Raw genomic sequence first — 14,489 nt, 5'->3', positions numbered from 1 at the left:
TCCGTCAAGGCGCGCCGAGCGCGGCATCGAGGATCGCGGCGAGGCGGTCGCCGGCCAGGAGCAACTGGGTTTCGGCGACCGGCCGCCAGGTCGCCACGTAGCCGTCGGGCAGCACGTGGCGCGCAGGGTACACGCCTGGCGTGACCGCGATGCGGCACGAGGCCCGTGCCCAGTCGGCGGCCGGCGGCGGCAGCGCGGGCCCGTTGCCGGGGGCGGGGCGCGGCAGCGCGAGCAGTCGCGCCAGGTAGGCGTCGTCGTCCACATGGCGGTCGTAGAGCATGCCGCTGTCCCACAGGGCGTGCAGGTTGGTGCCCTTGCCATCGAACTGCAACTGGAAATCGTTGCCGCCTTTGTCGTGCGCGTAGCCGGCGTGCATGGGCTGGTGGATGTCGCCGACGAGATGGACGACGAACTTCAGCGCTTGCCGGCGCACGGCGAGCGGCTGGCTGCGGTCGGCGAGGAGGGCGGTCTGGGTCCTGAGCGCCTCCACCACGCAGTTGCCGTCCGGGCAGTCGCGCGCCGGCTCGTAGGCGCAATCGTGCTCGCCGAGATTGACGTAGTGCCAGGACGCACTGCGCTTGCCCAGATCGGGATCGGATTTGCGCAGCTCGTCGGCCCAGGAGGCGATGCCGGCCAGCGTCGGGTCGGGTTCGCCGGCGAGCAGGCGGGCGACTTCGGCATGCGCCTGCGGCGTCAGCTCGCGGTCGGCGATGCGCGCGACCAGGCGATGGCCCTGGCCGCCCCAGGCGTGCGCCTGCGGCGAGGGGAAGGAAAGCGCCAGGACGGCGCCGAGCGAAACGATGGCTGAGAACATGTTCATCGTTTCGATTCTAAAGGGCGCGGGAAGACCGGCGCGGGAGGAACCGAAGTCCCTCCCATCGCAACGAGCCCATAGCAGGCTCGCACGGGATGTCGAACGTCAGAACCGGAAGACGTAGGACGCGCCATAGACCAGCGGGTCGATCCTGGCGGTGCCCAGGCGCGCGCCGTCGACCTTGACCTGTGTGTCGATGTCGGCCCAGCGCAGGTCCACGCGCAGCGCGCCCTTGCCGGGCAGCGCGAAGTCCAGGCCGGCATGCGCGGCGATGCCCCATGAATCGCCAAGGTCCAGCTTGGCGCCTTGCAGCGCGCCCTTGCCGTCGGTGTCGAAGAACCGGGTGTAGTTCACGCCCAGGCCGAGGAACGGCGTGACCTTGCTGCGGTTGGCGAAGTGGTACTGCAGCGACACGACCGGCGGCAACTGCCTGGTACGGCCGATCTTGCCGAGGCCTTGGATGCCGACCTCGTGCTCGAACGGCAGCGCGCCCAGCACTTCGAGGCCGATGTTGTCGGCGATGAAGTATTCGAACGTGATGGTGGGCTTGGCGTCGCTGTCGACCTTGGCCGGCAGCGCGCCCAGCCCGAGCGCGGAACCGTCGAGGTTGCCGGCGCCGGACCTGGGATCGACCACGCCCATGCCCACGCCGAGCGTCCAGTCGCCCTTGGACTGGGCCATGGCGGGCGCGGCGGCGAGCAGGGCGGCAGCCAGGGAGGCGGCCAACAGGGAGGAAGACTTGCGCATTGAGGTGCTCTCTTGGGGATGAACCAGGGACGGGCACAGCTTTCGGCTTCCTTAACGCCGCCGCCATGATCCTGATCAAGGCGGCGGCCGGGCGGTTTCCGGCCGACGCGGTCCGGACCTTGCCGGGGGCGGCCTGCTAGAATCGAGATCCCTTTCCATCCCGCCGCGACGGTCGCGGCCGCAGGAGCTCGTGAACATGGCTATCAAGGTCGGCATCAATGGTTTCGGTCGCATCGGTCGCAACGTGCTGCGTTCGGCGGTGCAGAACTTCGGCAACGACATCGAGATCGTGGCCATCAACGACCTGCTGGAGCCGGATTACCTGGCCTACATGCTGCAGTACGACTCGGTGCACGGCCGCTTCAAGGGCGAGGTGTCGGTCGAGGGCAGCACGCTGGTCGTCAACGGCAAGAAGATCCGCCTGACCCAGGAGCGCGACCCGGCCAACCTGAAGTGGGACGAGGTCGGCGCCGAGGTGGTGATCGAGTCCACCGGCCTGTTCCTGACCAAGGAGACCGCCGAGAAGCACCTGGCCGCCGGCGCCAAGAAGGTGATCATGTCGGCCCCGTCCAAGGACGACACGCCGATGTTCGTCTATGGCGTGAACCATGAGACCTATGCCGGCGAGGCGATCGTCTCCAACGCCTCGTGCACCACCAACTGCCTGGCGCCGCTGGCCAAGGTCGTCCACGACAAGTGGGGCATCAAGCGCGGCCTGATGACCACCGTGCACGCCGCCACCGCGACCCAGAAGACCGTCGACGGCCCGTCCAACAAGGACTGGCGCGGCGGCCGCGGCATCCTGGAGAACATCATCCCGTCCACGACCGGCGCGGCGAAGGCGGTCGGCAAGGTGATCCCGGCGCTCAACAAGAAGCTGACCGGCGCGAGCTTCCGCGTGCCGACCTCGGACGTGTCGGTGGTCGACCTGACCGTGGAGCTGGAGAAGCCGGCCAGCTACGAGGAAATCTGCGCGGAGATGAAAGCCCAGAGCGAGGGTGCGCTGAAGGGCATCCTCGGCTACACCGAGGACAAGGTGGTCGCCACCGACTTCCGCGGCGATGCGCGCACCTCGATCTTCGACGCCGAGGCCGGCATCGCGCTGGACAGCACCTTCGTCAAGCTGGTGTCGTGGTACGACAACGAGTGGGGCTATTCGAACAAGTGCCTGGAACTGGCCAAGGTCGTGATGGCGAAGTAAGCGCTGCCACCGTCGTTGTACTCCGAAGACCCCGGCCTTGGCCGGGGTCTTCGCGTTCGTGGGGGGACTCCGGTCCCGACGGGCATTGCCGGTGCTGCTTGGGGCCGATACGCCCGTCGCGGGCAAGCCCCGGGAAACCGCATCCCGGCGGCGCTCGCGGTAGCATGGCCGCATACGAGGGAAGGCGCCTGGCGGCGTGGGGTACGTTTGGAAACGATCATCGTGGCGGCGGTATTGGCCGTGCTGGCGGTGCCGGTGCTGTTGCTGGTGGCGCTGGTCTCGATATCGGGCCTGAAACGCCGCGTTTCCGAACTGGAGCGGCAATTGGCCGAACTCCGGCAGGCAGCGCCTCGGCCGGTGTCCGCGCCGGTACCGCCAGCGCCTGTCCCGGTATGGGACGGGCCGGCCCCGGTTTCGCCGCGGCCCGCGGAAGCCGGGTCCGAAGCGGCGGCCGAGTCCCCGGAACCACCCGTCCCCGAACCTGTCGCGCCGCCTCCGCTGCCTTCGCGCCCTGCCATGGACGTACCGCCCAGCGGTCCTGGCTTGCTGGAACGGGCGGCGAGTGCGCTCAAGCGCTGGTTCACCGAAGGCAACGTGCCGGTCAAGGTCGGCATGCTGGTACTGCTGGCCGGCGTGGCGGCGCTGCTCAAGTACGCCGGCGACCAGGGCTGGCTGGCGCTGCCGCTGGAATTGCGCTACGCCGCGATCGCCGCGGCGGCCCTGGGCGGGTTGGTGTTCGGCTGGCGCCAGCGCGAGCGGCGGCGCGGCTTCGCCCTGGCGTTGCAGGGCGGGGCGATCGGCGTGCTGTTGCTGGTGGTGTTCGCGGCGTTCAAGTTGAGCGGCCTGCTGCCCGCGCCGGCCGCGTTCGCGCTGAGCGTGGCGCTGGTGGCCGGCCTGTGCGTGCTGGCGGTGTTGCAGGAATCGCGAACGCTGGCGCTGCTCGGCATCCTGGCCGGTTTCCTCGCGCCGATCTGGCTGTCCACCGGCCAGGGCAGCCACGTCGCGCTGTTCTCGTACTACGCGGTGCTCAACGCCGCGGTGTTCGCGATCGCGTGGTTCCGTTCCTGGCGCGTGCTGAACCTGGTCGGCTTCGGTTTCACCTTCGGCATCGGCACGTTGTGGGGCGTGCTCGCCTACCGGCCGGAACACTTCGCCACCACCGAACCGTTCCTGCTGCTGTTCTTCGCGTTCTACCTGCTGATCCCGGTGCTGCATGCGCGGCGCGGCGACGGGCAGGCCCGGGCGATCGACGGCAGCCTGCTGTTCGGCACGCCGCTGGTGGCGTTCTCGCTGCAGGCCGGGTTGCTGCATGGCGACCGGCTGGCATTGGCGCTGTGCGCGCTTGGCCTGGCGGCGATCCACGCCGCGCTCGCGGCGTGGCTGCTGCGCGGCGGACGCACGCGGTTGCTGGGACAGGGGCATGCGGTACTCGCGGTCGCGTTCGCCACGCTGGCGGTGCCGCTGGCGTTGTCGGCACGCGCGACCGCCAGCGTGTTCGCGCTGGAAGGCGCCGGCTTGCTGTGGCTGGGCCTGCGCCAGCGGCGCCTGTTGCCGCAGGTCGCCGGGCCGTTGCTGCAGCTGGCGGCGGCGGTCGGTTTCCTGTGGGGCGTGGCTGCCGGATCGGACGACCTGCACGCCATCGCCAACCCGACCTTCATGAGCGCGCTGTTGCTCGCGGCCGGCGGTCTTGCGAGCGCGTGGTGCCTGCGCGACCACGCTCGTTCCTCCCTTGCCCTGGTCGCCTATCTGTGGGGACTGGGGTGGTGGACGTGCGCTTGGCTGGCCGACATCGGCCGTTTCGCGCCCGGGCGCGTCGCGCCGGACCTGGTGCTGGCCTGGCTGGCGGCGAGCGCGTGGCTGGCGGCGGAGGCGCACCGCCGGCGGCCGGCCGGCGCACTGGCCTGGACCTCGATGGTCGCGCTGGCGCTGGCCTTGCCGGTAACCGGGTGGCAGACGCTGGCGCATTCGCAGCCCTTCGGCGGTTACGGCGTTTGGGCGTGGCTGGCGTTCGCGCTGCTGGGCGTGCGTACGTTGGCCTGCCTGCGCGACACCCTCGGCGCGGCCCGTGGCGCGGCGCAGTTCGCCTGGCTGTTGCTGTGGCCCGCGGCGCTTTCGTTGGCCGGCGCATGGCTGGCCGATCGCCACGGCCTCGCCGGAGGTTGGCAATGGGCCTTGCTCGGCTGGCCGTGGTTGCTGCTGGCCGCGCTCGCGCTGCTGCGCTGGGCATGGCTGCGCTGGCCGCAGGGTCGGAGTTTCGACGGGCTGCGCGTCGCGTTCGCCTGCGTGGTGTTCGGCGTGATCGCGCTGGGCTGGTTGCTGGCGCTGTCCGCACCGGTGCCGCCGGCGCCCCTGCCGTGGTTGCCGCTGCTCAATCCGGCCGAACTGGCGCAGTTGGCGGCGCTGGTCTTGCTGGCGTATTGGTTGCGCTCGCCGCATGCGCCGGCGGCGTTGCGGGGCCGGCGCGCGTTCGTGCTGGCCGGTGCCGGCCTGGTGCTGGTGACCGTGACGGTATTGCGCAGCGTCCATCACTGGGGCGGCATCGCCTGGAACGGCGCGCTGCTGTCGTCCAGCCTGGCCCAGACCAGCCTCACCGTGGCCTGGAGCATCCTGGGCGTGATCGGCTGGGTGCTCGGTTCGCGGCGCGGCCAACGTGGCGTATGGCTGGCCGGCGCGTTGCTGATGGCGCTGGTGCTGGCCAAGCTGGTGCTGGTCGATCGCCAGCACCTGGGCAACCTGCTCGGCATCGGCTCGTTCATCGCGTACGGCCTGCTGTGCACGGCGGTGGGCTACCTGGCGCCGGCACCGCCGCGCCAGGGCAATCGGGAGGAGGTGGCATGAAGCGCCTGGGATGGTTGTTGCTGGTGCCGCTGGCGGCATGGGCGGACGTGCGCGGCGACTATGTGCGGCAGTGGCCGCTGCAACTCGAAGACCCGGATGCGGGCGCCTATCGGGTGGCCTTGACCGAGCCGGTCTATCGCACGGTCCGCCAGGCGACGCTGGCCGACCTGCAACCCCTGGACATGGCCGGCAATCCGCTGCCGTCGGCGCTGTTGCCGGCGGACGCGCCATCGCAGGCGCCGCGCCTGCGGGCGTTGCCGTTGTTCGCCTTGCCGCCGGTGCCGGCCGGGGGCGGCGAACTGCAGGTGATCGCCGAGCGCGACGCCAGCGGCGCGGTGCGACGGATCGAGACGCGCACGGGGCAGGCCGCGCGCGAGGGCCTGCCGGCCTGGTTGCTCGATGCCAGCGCCTTGCGCGAGCCGTTGCAGGCGATCCGGCTGGACTGGCCCGCCCAGCAGCGGTTGCAGGCCGAGCTGCGCATCGAGGGCAGCGACGATCTGAACACCTGGCACCTGCTCGATCCGCACGCCACGCTGGTGGAACTGGACAACGGCAGCGAACGCCTGCGGCAACGCCGCATCCCGCTCGATACGCGTTCGCGCTACCTGCGCATCACCGCGTTGTCGCCGCAGGCGCCGGCACTGACCGCGGCCGAGGCCGAACTGGCGCCGGAGCACCGGAGCGCGCCGCTGCAATGGCTGACGCTGGGCGGGCGATCGCGCGAGGGCGGGTTCGAGTTCGAGATGGATGGCCGGTTCCCGATATCGCGGGCCGATGTCGCCAGCGACGGCAACGACGCCGTGGAATGGCGGCTGCAGAGCCGCGACGCCCGCGACGGCACCTGGATCACGCGGGCCGGCCCCTGGCTGGCCTACCGGGTGGGGGCTGGCGCAGGCGGACGTTCCGAGCCGCAGGTGCTGGCCACGACGCGCGACCGCTACTGGCGGCTGGTGCCCGCCGCAGGCACGACGGTCTCCACGCCGCCGCGGTTGCGCCTGGGCTGGCAGCCGGAGGCGCTCGTGTTCGTCGCCCGCGGACAGGCGCCGTACGCGCTGGCCGCAGGCAGCACGCGGGCGTTCCGCAGCGATGCGCCGCTGCAGCCCTTGCTCGATGGCTTGCGGCGCGAACGGGGGCCGCAATGGCAGCCGGCACGGGCCGCGGTGGGCGAACCGGCGCGCGAGCTGGCCGGCGATGCCGCGCTGGCGCCGGTCCGCGACTGGAAGACGTGGATCCTGTGGGGACTGCTGGTGCTGGGCGCGCTGGTGGTTGGCGGTTTCGCGCTGAGCCTGTTGCGACGATCCGGGCCGTCCGGGCATTGAGTCCCGCCGGCAGGGCGTCGCGAGTCGCCCGTGCGTTTGCCGCTCGGCCGCCGAGGCCGGACAATAGCGGTCTGTCTCCGCCACGGGAAAACGCATGTCCATCCTCCGCATGACCGACCTCGACCTCGCCGGCAAGCGCGTATTGATCCGGCAGGACCTGAACGTGCCGATCGAGAACGGCCGCATCACCTCCGAGCAGCGCATCCTCGCCTCGGTGCCGACGATCAAGGCGGCGTTGGAGAAGGGCGCGGCGGTGATGGTGACCTCGCACCTGGGCCGCCCGAAGGAAGGCACCTGGACCGAGGAGGACTCGCTGGCGCCGGTGGCCGCGCGGCTGTCCGAACTGCTCAAGACCGAGGTGCCGCTGGTGCGCGACTGGGTGGAGGGCGTGCAGGTCCAACCGGGCCAGGTGGTGCTGCTGGAGAACTGCCGCATGAACGTCGGCGAGGGCAAGGACGACGAGGCGCTGGCGAAGAAGTACGCCGCGCTGTGCGACGTGTTCGTGATGGACGCCTTCGGCACCGCGCATCGCGCCCAGGCCTCCACGCACGGCGTGATCCGCTTCGCGCCGGTGGCGGCCGGCGGCCCGTTGCTGATGGCCGAGCTGGACGCGCTGGCCAAGGCGCTGCAGCACCCGGCCAAGCCGTTGCTGGCGATCGTCGCCGGCAGCAAGGTCTCGACCAAGCTGGAGCTGCTGACCAACCTCGTCGAGAAGGTCGACCAGCTGATCGTCGGCGGCGGCATCGCCAACACCTTCATCGCCGCGGCCGGCTACGGCGTCGGCAAGTCGCTGTGCGAACCGGACCTGATCGACACCGCGAAGAAGATCGTCGCCCAGGCCAAGGCGCGCGGCGCCGACATCCCGCTGCCGACCGACGTGGTGGTGGCCAAGCAGTTCATGCCGGACGCGGAGGCGACGGTGAAGGCGGTCGACGCGGTGGCCGAGGACGACCTGATCCTCGACATCGGCCCGCAGACCGCGGCGGCGTACGCGGCGCTGATCGCCAAGGCCGGCACCGTGGTGTGGAACGGCCCGGTCGGCGTGTTCGAGTTCGAGGCGTTCGGCAAGGGCACCGAGACGCTGGCGAAGGCGATCGCCGAATCGCCGGCGTTCTCCATCGCCGGCGGCGGCGACACGCTGGCGGCGGTGGACAAGTACGGCATCGCCGACCGGGTGAGCTACATCTCCACCGGCGGCGGCGCGTTCCTGGAGTTCCTGGAAGGCAAGACCCTGCCGGCCGTCGCGGCGCTGGAAGCGCGCGGCTGACGCCGCTTTGGCGTCTCCGTTGGATTCGGCCCCTCTCCCGGTGGAGAGGGGTGAGGTACGGACGAAGCTTCGCGCACTTGAGTTGCTCAAGCCCCATGCCCGGATCGTTTTCCTATCGGGCGCGTGGCGGCGCGTCCATCGTTGCTCCACTGCAAGTTCCGTGCGGCGCGACTCCGCCCGTACCCCCATCCGGCGCTTCGCGCCACCTTCTCCCGCCGGGAGAAGGGAACAGCCTGGATCTCGTTCCCCATGCAAACCCTCTTCTTCGACCTCGACGGCACCTTGATCGATTCCGAGCCCGGGATCATCGGCGGGCTCGTCCATACCTTCGGCGAGCTGGGCCATGCCCTGCCGTCCATGCAGCAGCTGCGCAGCTGGATCGGTCCGCCGCTGCGCGACAGCTTCCACCAGCATTTCGCCGGCGACGCGGCGCTGGTGGGGCAGGCGCTGGCGCTGTATCGCGACCGCTACGACAGCGTCGGCTGGACCGAGCACAGCGTGTTCGACGGCATCCCCGAAACCATCGCGGCGCTGCGCGCGGCGGGCCATCGCATGGCGGTGGTCACCTCGAAGAACGAGCGTTTCGCCCGTCGCATCGTCGAGCACCTGCCGTTCGGCGACTGCTTCGAGGACGTGATCGGTACCAGCGACGACGGCAGCCGCCGCTTCAAGGTGGACCTGATCGCCGAGGCGCTGCGCCGGTTGTCGCTGCAGCCGGCGCAGTGCGTGATGATCGGCGACCGCCGGATGGACATCGAAGGCGCGAACGCGCACGGCATGCGCAGCATCGGCGTGCTGTGGGGCTTCGGCGACGAGGCCGAGCTGCGCACGGCCGGTGCCGGGGCGCTCGCGACCGTTCCGTCCGAGCTGCGCGCACTGGTGGCATAGAGGGCGCCTGCGGCAGGCCGGCGTGCCGGGGCGGGCGCTTCGCCATCGGCGCCAGCGCGGGTGTCGCGCGATGTCTCCATGCGGTCCCGCATGGCATGCAAGACATGCCGCATTCGCGTCGGGGCTATTCCGCAATGCCATCCTGCAAAGCGTGCAGCTGTGCTACTTTTCCGGACTTTTCCGGGGGAGCCCACACCGCCATGATCGAACGCCAGCGCCGCACCAGAATTCTCGCCACCCTCGGCCCGGCCACCGATCCCCCGGGCGTGCTCGAGGAGCTGTTCCGCGCCGGTGTCAACGTGGTGCGCCTGAACTTCAGCCACGGCGATCCGTCCGGGCAGGCCAAGCGTGCCGCGGAAGTCCGCGCCGCCGCCGCGCGCGTCGGCGCCGAGGTCGGCATCCTGGCCGACCTGCCGGGCCCCAAGATCCGCATCGAGCGCTTCGCCGAAGGCAAGGTCGTGCTGAAGGCGGGCGACCGCTTCGACCTGGTCGCCGACGCCAACGCCGCTCCCGGCGACGCCACCCAGGTCGGCGTGAGCTACCTGGGCCTGCCGAAGGACGTCGGCCCCGGCGACGTGCTGCTGCTCGACGACGGGCTGATGCAGCTGCGCGTGGTCGAGGTACAGGGCGAGCGCATCGTCACCACGGTGCTCAACGACGGCGTGCTGTCCGATCGCAAGGGCCTGAACAAGCAGGGCGGCGGCCTGTCGCTGGGCGCGCTGACCGAGCGCGACAAGGAGCTGATCGGCATCGTCGCCAAGATCGGCGTGGACTTCATCGCGGTGTCGTTCTGCCGCAACGCCGACGACATGAACGAGGCGCGCCGCATCGCCCAGTCGCACGGCAGCGATGCCTGGCTGGTGTCGAAGATCGAGCGCACCGAGGCGATCGAGAACCTCAGCGAGATCGTCGAGGCCTCCGACGTGGTGATGGTCGCGCGCGGCGACCTCGGCGTGGAGATCGGCGACGCCGAGCTGCCGGGCCTGCAGAAGAAGATCATCAAGGAGTCGCTGGCGCGCAACAAGATCGTCATCACCGCGACCCAGATGCTGCAGTCGATGGTGGAGAGCCCGATCCCGACCCGCGCCGAGGTGCTCGACGTGGCCAACGCGGTGATCGACGGCACCGACGCGGTGATGTTGTCGGCCGAGTCCGCCGCCGGCGCCTATCCGGTCAAGGCGGTGGAGGCGCTGGCGCGCATCTGCCTGGGCGCCGAGCGCCAGTTCGAGATGGACACCGACTTCGAGGCCGCCCAGCGCAACCTGGAGCGTGCCGACCAGGCGATCGCGATGGCGACGATGTTCCTGTCCGAGCACATCAACCTGGGCGGCGTGGTCGCGCTGACCGAGAACGGCGGCACCCCGCGCTTCCTGTCGCGGTTCCGCTCCAACGTGCCGATCTACGCGTTCACCCGCCACGACGGTGCGCGCCGGCGCATGGCGCTGATGCGCGGCGTGTTCCCGATCAGCTTCGACAGCCGTGGCCTGACCCCGCGCGAGGCCGCGCGCGCGGCGATCCGCCTGCTGGTCGACGGCGGCCGCATGGGGCCGGGCGACCGCGTGGTGTTCACCAGCGGCGAGCACATGGAAACCCACGGCGCGACCAATACCCTGCGCCTGCTCGAGGTCGGCCCGGACGGCCGCGCCAGCGGCCTCGGCGAGCTGTAATCCGAGGCGGGGCCATCCGCGGGAGCGGCTCGTGGAGCGGCTCCTGCGGAAGCCTGCCTATCCTTGTGCGGTGATTGTGGGTGCAGACAGCGCAGCCGCTCACATATCCAATTGAGCTGTAATCGTTTGCACGCCATTCCATGACGGAATGTGTACGTTCCGCCCGGCTATAATTGCGGTCTCCCCCGCTGCTGCCACAGGAACTACATGAGCATCGAACAGCTTGCCGAAACCGCACAGGCCATGGTCGCCCCTGGCAAGGGCATCATCGCCATCGACGAGTCCACCAGCACCATCGCCAAGCGCTTCGCCGGGGTGGGCATCGAGAACATCGAGGAGAACCGCCGCGCCTACCGCGAGCTGCTGCTGACCACGCCGAAGCTGAGCGACTACATCTCCGGCGCGATCCTGTTCGACGAAACCATCCGCCAGTCCACCAAGGACGGCGTGCCGTTCCCGAAGTACATGGCCGAGCACGGCATCATCCCGGGCATCAAGGTCGACAAGGGCGCCCATCCGCTGGCCGGCTGCCCGGGCGAATTGGTGACCGAGGGCCTGGACGGCCTGCGCGCGCGCCTGGAGGAGTACTACAAGCTCGGCGCGCGTTTCGCCAAGTGGCGCGCGGTGATCAACATCGGCGAGGACATCCCGTCGGGCACCTGCATCGAGGCCAACGCCCATGCGCTGGCGCGCTACGCCGCGCTGTGCCAGGAGCAGGGCCTGGTGCCGATGGTGGAGCCCGAGGTGATCATGGACGGCGACCACGACATCGAGACCTGCTACGAGGTCACCGAGGCCACGCTGCGTTCGCTGTTCGGCGCGCTGTACGAGCAGAACGTCGTGCTCGAGGGCACCATCCTGAAGGCCTCGATGGTGATCTCCGGCAAGGACTGCCCCGAGCAGGCCGGCGTCGAGGAAGTGGCCGAGTCCACCGTGATGTGCCTGAAGTCGACCGTGCCGGCGATCCTGCCGGGCATCGTGTTCCTGTCCGGCGGCCAGACCGACGAGCAGTCCACCGCGCACCTCAACGCGATGAACAAGCTCGGCAACCTGCCGTGGCCGCTGAGCTTCTCCTACGGCCGCGCGATGCAGCAGGCCGCGCTGAAGCTGTGGTCGCAGGACATGAAGGGCAACTTCGCCAAGGCCCAGCAGATCGTCTACGAACGCGCCAAGGAGAACGGCCTGGCTGCCCAGGGGCAGTGGAAGGGCTGATCCAGCAAGAACAGGAACGCCGGCGCAAGCCGGCGTTCTCGCATGTGTCCCGCGCTGGCGGGAATCTCGTGGAGGGCCCCTCGCAGAACGGCGCTCGACGGGGACATCGCCCCGCGTGGCGACGCGGCGGGTGCCACGGCTCACTGACCCGCGGGGCGGACTGAAGCCCCTTCCATACACAACGGAAAGCCGCGGCCTCAGGCCGCGTTGCTCTCGCGCTGCGCCATCAGCACGGCCTGTTGCAATGCCTTGGCGGTGGCCTCGTTGTAGGCGACCAGCAGGATGCGCTTCGGCACCGCGTGCGACTTCTGCCAGGCCAACGTTTCGGTGGCGGCGATCCTGGCCGCCTGGTGCAGCGGATAGCCGAACACGCCGCAACTGATCGCGGGAAAGGCGATCGAATGCAGGCCCATCTGTCCGGCCAGCTTCAGCGACTGCCAGTAGCAATTGGCCAGCAACGCGGGCTCGTCGTGGTGGCCGTCGCGCCACACCGGCCCGACCGTGTGCAGGACATGGCGCGCCTTGAGCCGGTGCCCGCCGGTCGCGCGCACCTCGCCGGTGGGGCAACGCACGCCCGGCCGGAGTTCCGGCAACTGGCGGCATTCCTCCAGCAGGCCCGGGCCGGCCGCGCGATGGATCGCGCCGTCCACGCCGCCGCCGCCGAGCAGGGACTCGTTGGCGGCGTTGACGATGGCGTCCACGTCCAGGTCGGTGATGTCGCCCTGCCAGACTTCGATGTTCATGCGGCGATCTTCATGCGATGAGGATGAGCGAACCGTGAGCGGAAGCCGGCCAGCATGAGCCGAAGCTGTCTCCCGGAGTGAGACGCCGGGAGAGGCGAGCGGGGGAACTTGCATGGGTCGCGGTGGTCCGTCGTCCTGGGCCCCGGCGCCGCTGCCGCCCAGGCCGCTTCGTTCACAAGGACCGAGACCGATGAAGCACCGCACCGTTTTCCTTCGCCCTGCCGCCATGGCCCTGTTGCTGTCGTGCGCTTTCCCGGCCGCGCATGCCGGCGAGCGAGCCGACGCATCCTACGCGGCGGCGCTGCTGGAGCTGGGCAGGACCGACCAGGACGCCCGCGAGGCATGGCGGGCGCGCCATACCCCGGCCGAACTGCAGCGGGATCCCGCGCTCGCCAGGCAGGCCGCGCAGGAGCTTGCGCAGGTGCAGCGGCGGAACGAACAGGCCCTGCGCACGCTGGTCGAACGACAGGGTTTCCCGGACCGGGACACGGTCGGGGCCGAGGCGGCCGGGGCGGCGTTCCTGGTCGCCCAGCATTCGACCGATCGCGCCTACCGCGCCTGGTTCCTCGAAGGGATGCAGGCCGCGGTGGACGCGGGACGCTACGACCGGGCCGACTGGGCGATGTTCGTGGACCGCGACCTCGTCCTGGCAGGACAGCCGCAGCGTTTCGGCACCCAGCGCCGGGCCGACGGGACGCTGTTCCCGGTCGAGGCGCCGGAAGCGCTGGCCGGACGCCGCGCGGAAGTTGGCCTGCCGCCGCTCGAACGATGACCCATGCGCAGACGCCGCCCGAGGGCGGCGTCTGGCGGGGCGGGACGTTGCGGCGCGTTCAGGGCAGGCCGGCCAGCCACTCGTCGTCGCTGCCCTCGTTGATGTCGGCGAACAGCGGGGTGGAGAAGTAGCGCTCGCCGGTGTCGGGCAGCACGGCCAGCAGCACCGAGCCCTCCGGCGCCTTTTCCGCCACTTCCAGCGCGGTGGCGACGGTCGCGCCGGCGGAGATGCCGACGAAGATGCCTTCCTCGGCGGCGAGCCGGCGCGAGGTCTCGATCGCACGCTCGTCGCTGATGCTGTACAGCTCGTCGTAGACCTCGCGATCGAGCACGTCCGGCACGAAGTCCGGGGTCCAGCCCTGGATCTTGTGGGGTTTCCATTCGTCGCCCTTCAGCAGCGCGGCGCCGGCCGGTTCGGTGGCGACGATCTTCACCTCGGGGCGGGCGACCTTGAGCACCTGGCCGACGCCGGTGAGGGTGCCGCCGGTGCCCCAGCCGGTGACGAAGTAGTCCAGGCGCTGGCCGGCGAAGTCGCGCAGGATTTCTGGCGCGGTGGTGTTGCGGTGGTACGCCGGGTTGGCGGGATTCGCGAACTGGCTGGCGAGGAACCAGCCATGCTTCTCGGCCAGTTCCCTGGCCTTGCGGACCATGCCGCTGCCGCGTTCGGCGGCCGGGGTCAGGATCACCTTGGCGCCGTAGGCGCGCATCAGCTTGCGGCGTTCGATCGAGAACGTCTCCACCATCGTGGCGACGAACTTGTAGCCGCGCGCGGCGGCGACCATCGCCAGCGCCACGCCGGTGTTGCCCGAGGTGGCCTCGACGATGGTGTCGCCGGGCTTGAGCAGGCCGCGCTGCTCGGCGTCGAGGATGATCGCCAGGGCCAGGCGGTCCTTGACCGAGCCGCCGGGGTTGAACGACTCGACCTTGGCGTAGAGGGTCTTGCCCGTGGGCGCGATGCGGTTGAGCTTGACCACCGGAGTGCGGCCGATGGTGTCGAGGATGCTGTCGTAGATGGGCATGCG

Annotated in this window: 12 protein-coding genes; 8 read left to right on the top strand and 4 right to left on the bottom strand. The window is 70.3% G+C overall.

The genetic code is table 11. The features are described 5' to 3' along the window. Positions 1-4 precede the first annotated feature (4 nt). Both FD678_RS03855 and FD678_RS03850 read right to left on the bottom strand, forming a co-directional pair. Positions 5-820, bottom strand: coding sequence for a S1/P1 nuclease (locus tag FD678_RS03855; RefSeq protein ID WP_140719435.1), 816 nt, complete (start codon positions 818-820; stop codon positions 5-7). Positions 821-919: 99 nt separating this feature from the next. Then, positions 920-1,561, bottom strand: a complete 642-nt coding sequence (locus tag FD678_RS03850) for an OmpW/AlkL family protein (protein WP_140719433.1) — start codon at positions 1,559-1,561, stop codon at positions 920-922. 196 nt (positions 1,562-1,757) lie between these two features. On the opposite strand from FD678_RS03850, the gene gap reads away from it, so the two are divergent. The 7 genes from gap (at position 1,758) to FD678_RS03815 (ending at position 11,953) form a co-directional block, all read left to right on the top strand. Then, on the top strand, positions 1,758-2,762 hold the full coding sequence (gap, locus tag FD678_RS03845) for a type I glyceraldehyde-3-phosphate dehydrogenase (RefSeq protein WP_140719431.1): 1,005 nt from the start codon (positions 1,758-1,760) through the stop codon (positions 2,760-2,762). Between the two features lie 207 nt (positions 2,763-2,969). Then, the gene (locus tag FD678_RS03840) at positions 2,970-5,600 is read left to right on the top strand and encodes a DUF2339 domain-containing protein (protein WP_140719429.1); all 2,631 of its coding nucleotides are present in this window, start codon (positions 2,970-2,972) and stop codon (positions 5,598-5,600) included. Beyond that, positions 5,597-6,919, top strand: coding sequence for a DUF3999 domain-containing protein (locus FD678_RS03835; protein WP_140719427.1), 1,323 nt, complete (start codon positions 5,597-5,599; stop codon positions 6,917-6,919). Before FD678_RS03840 ends, FD678_RS03835 begins: the two co-directional genes overlap by 4 nt. A gap of 94 nt (positions 6,920-7,013) precedes the next feature. Further along, the gene (locus FD678_RS03830) at positions 7,014-8,186 is read left to right on the top strand and encodes a phosphoglycerate kinase (protein WP_140719425.1); all 1,173 of its coding nucleotides are present in this window, start codon (positions 7,014-7,016) and stop codon (positions 8,184-8,186) included. Positions 8,187-8,435: 249 nt separating this feature from the next. Then, positions 8,436-9,074 carry an HAD family hydrolase gene (locus FD678_RS03825; RefSeq protein WP_140719423.1) on the top strand — a complete coding sequence of 213 codons (639 nt, stop codon included), beginning with the start codon at positions 8,436-8,438 and terminating at the stop codon, positions 9,072-9,074. 200 nt (positions 9,075-9,274) lie between these two features. Continuing rightward, positions 9,275-10,741, top strand: coding sequence for a pyruvate kinase (pyk, locus tag FD678_RS03820; protein ID WP_140719421.1), 1,467 nt, complete (start codon positions 9,275-9,277; stop codon positions 10,739-10,741). Positions 10,742-10,948: 207 nt separating this feature from the next. Beyond that, positions 10,949-11,953: a class I fructose-bisphosphate aldolase gene (locus tag FD678_RS03815; protein WP_140719419.1), complete on the top strand. Its 1,005-nt coding sequence runs from the start codon at positions 10,949-10,951 to the stop codon at positions 11,951-11,953. 197 nt (positions 11,954-12,150) lie between these two features. On the opposite strand, the gene FD678_RS03810 is transcribed toward FD678_RS03815, so the two are convergent. Then, entirely contained in the window at positions 12,151-12,696 is a 546-nt protein-coding gene (locus FD678_RS03810; protein WP_140719417.1) for an O-acetyl-ADP-ribose deacetylase, read from the bottom strand. Positions 12,697-12,922: 226 nt separating this feature from the next. Between FD678_RS03810 and FD678_RS03805 the strand changes: the two genes are divergently transcribed. Next, positions 12,923-13,468: a DUF6624 domain-containing protein gene (locus FD678_RS03805; RefSeq protein WP_177497547.1), complete on the top strand. Its 546-nt coding sequence runs from the start codon at positions 12,923-12,925 to the stop codon at positions 13,466-13,468. Between the two features lie 58 nt (positions 13,469-13,526). On the opposite strand, the gene cysK is transcribed toward FD678_RS03805, so the two are convergent. Then, complete coding sequence (gene cysK / locus FD678_RS03800; RefSeq protein WP_140719412.1) at positions 13,527-14,486, bottom strand: cysteine synthase A; 960 nt, start codon at positions 14,484-14,486, stop codon at positions 13,527-13,529. Positions 14,487-14,489 lie beyond the last annotated feature (3 nt).

The organism is Pseudomonas sp. Hp2 (assembly GCF_006386585.1).
Classification (GTDB): domain Bacteria; phylum Pseudomonadota; class Gammaproteobacteria; order Xanthomonadales; family Xanthomonadaceae; genus Pseudomonas_S; species Pseudomonas_S boreopolis.
This window is presented reverse-complemented; position numbering and strand designations above follow the sequence as displayed.

Excerpts from the sequence above, each read along its gene's own strand:
- FD678_RS03855 (WP_140719435.1), bottom strand. The coding sequence starts at position 820 with ATGAACATGTTCTCAGCCATCGTTTCGCTCGGCGCCGTCCTGGCGCTT.
- FD678_RS03850 (WP_140719433.1), bottom strand. The coding sequence starts at position 1,561 with ATGCGCAAGTCTTCCTCCCTGTTGGCCGCCTCCCTGGCTGCCGCCCTG.
- gap (WP_140719431.1), top strand. The coding sequence starts at position 1,758 with ATGGCTATCAAGGTCGGCATCAATGGTTTCGGTCGCATCGGTCGCAAC.
- FD678_RS03835 (WP_140719427.1), top strand. The coding sequence starts at position 5,597 with ATGAAGCGCCTGGGATGGTTGTTGCTGGTGCCGCTGGCGGCATGGGCG.
- FD678_RS03830 (WP_140719425.1), top strand. The coding sequence starts at position 7,014 with ATGTCCATCCTCCGCATGACCGACCTCGACCTCGCCGGCAAGCGCGTA.
- FD678_RS03825 (WP_140719423.1), top strand. The coding sequence starts at position 8,436 with ATGCAAACCCTCTTCTTCGACCTCGACGGCACCTTGATCGATTCCGAG.
- pyk (WP_140719421.1), top strand. The coding sequence starts at position 9,275 with ATGATCGAACGCCAGCGCCGCACCAGAATTCTCGCCACCCTCGGCCCG.
- FD678_RS03815 (WP_140719419.1), top strand. The coding sequence starts at position 10,949 with ATGAGCATCGAACAGCTTGCCGAAACCGCACAGGCCATGGTCGCCCCT.
- FD678_RS03810 (WP_140719417.1), bottom strand. The coding sequence starts at position 12,696 with ATGAACATCGAAGTCTGGCAGGGCGACATCACCGACCTGGACGTGGAC.
- FD678_RS03805 (WP_177497547.1), top strand. The coding sequence starts at position 12,923 with ATGGCCCTGTTGCTGTCGTGCGCTTTCCCGGCCGCGCATGCCGGCGAG.
- cysK (WP_140719412.1), bottom strand. The coding sequence starts at position 14,486 with ATGCCCATCTACGACAGCATCCTCGACACCATCGGCCGCACTCCGGTG.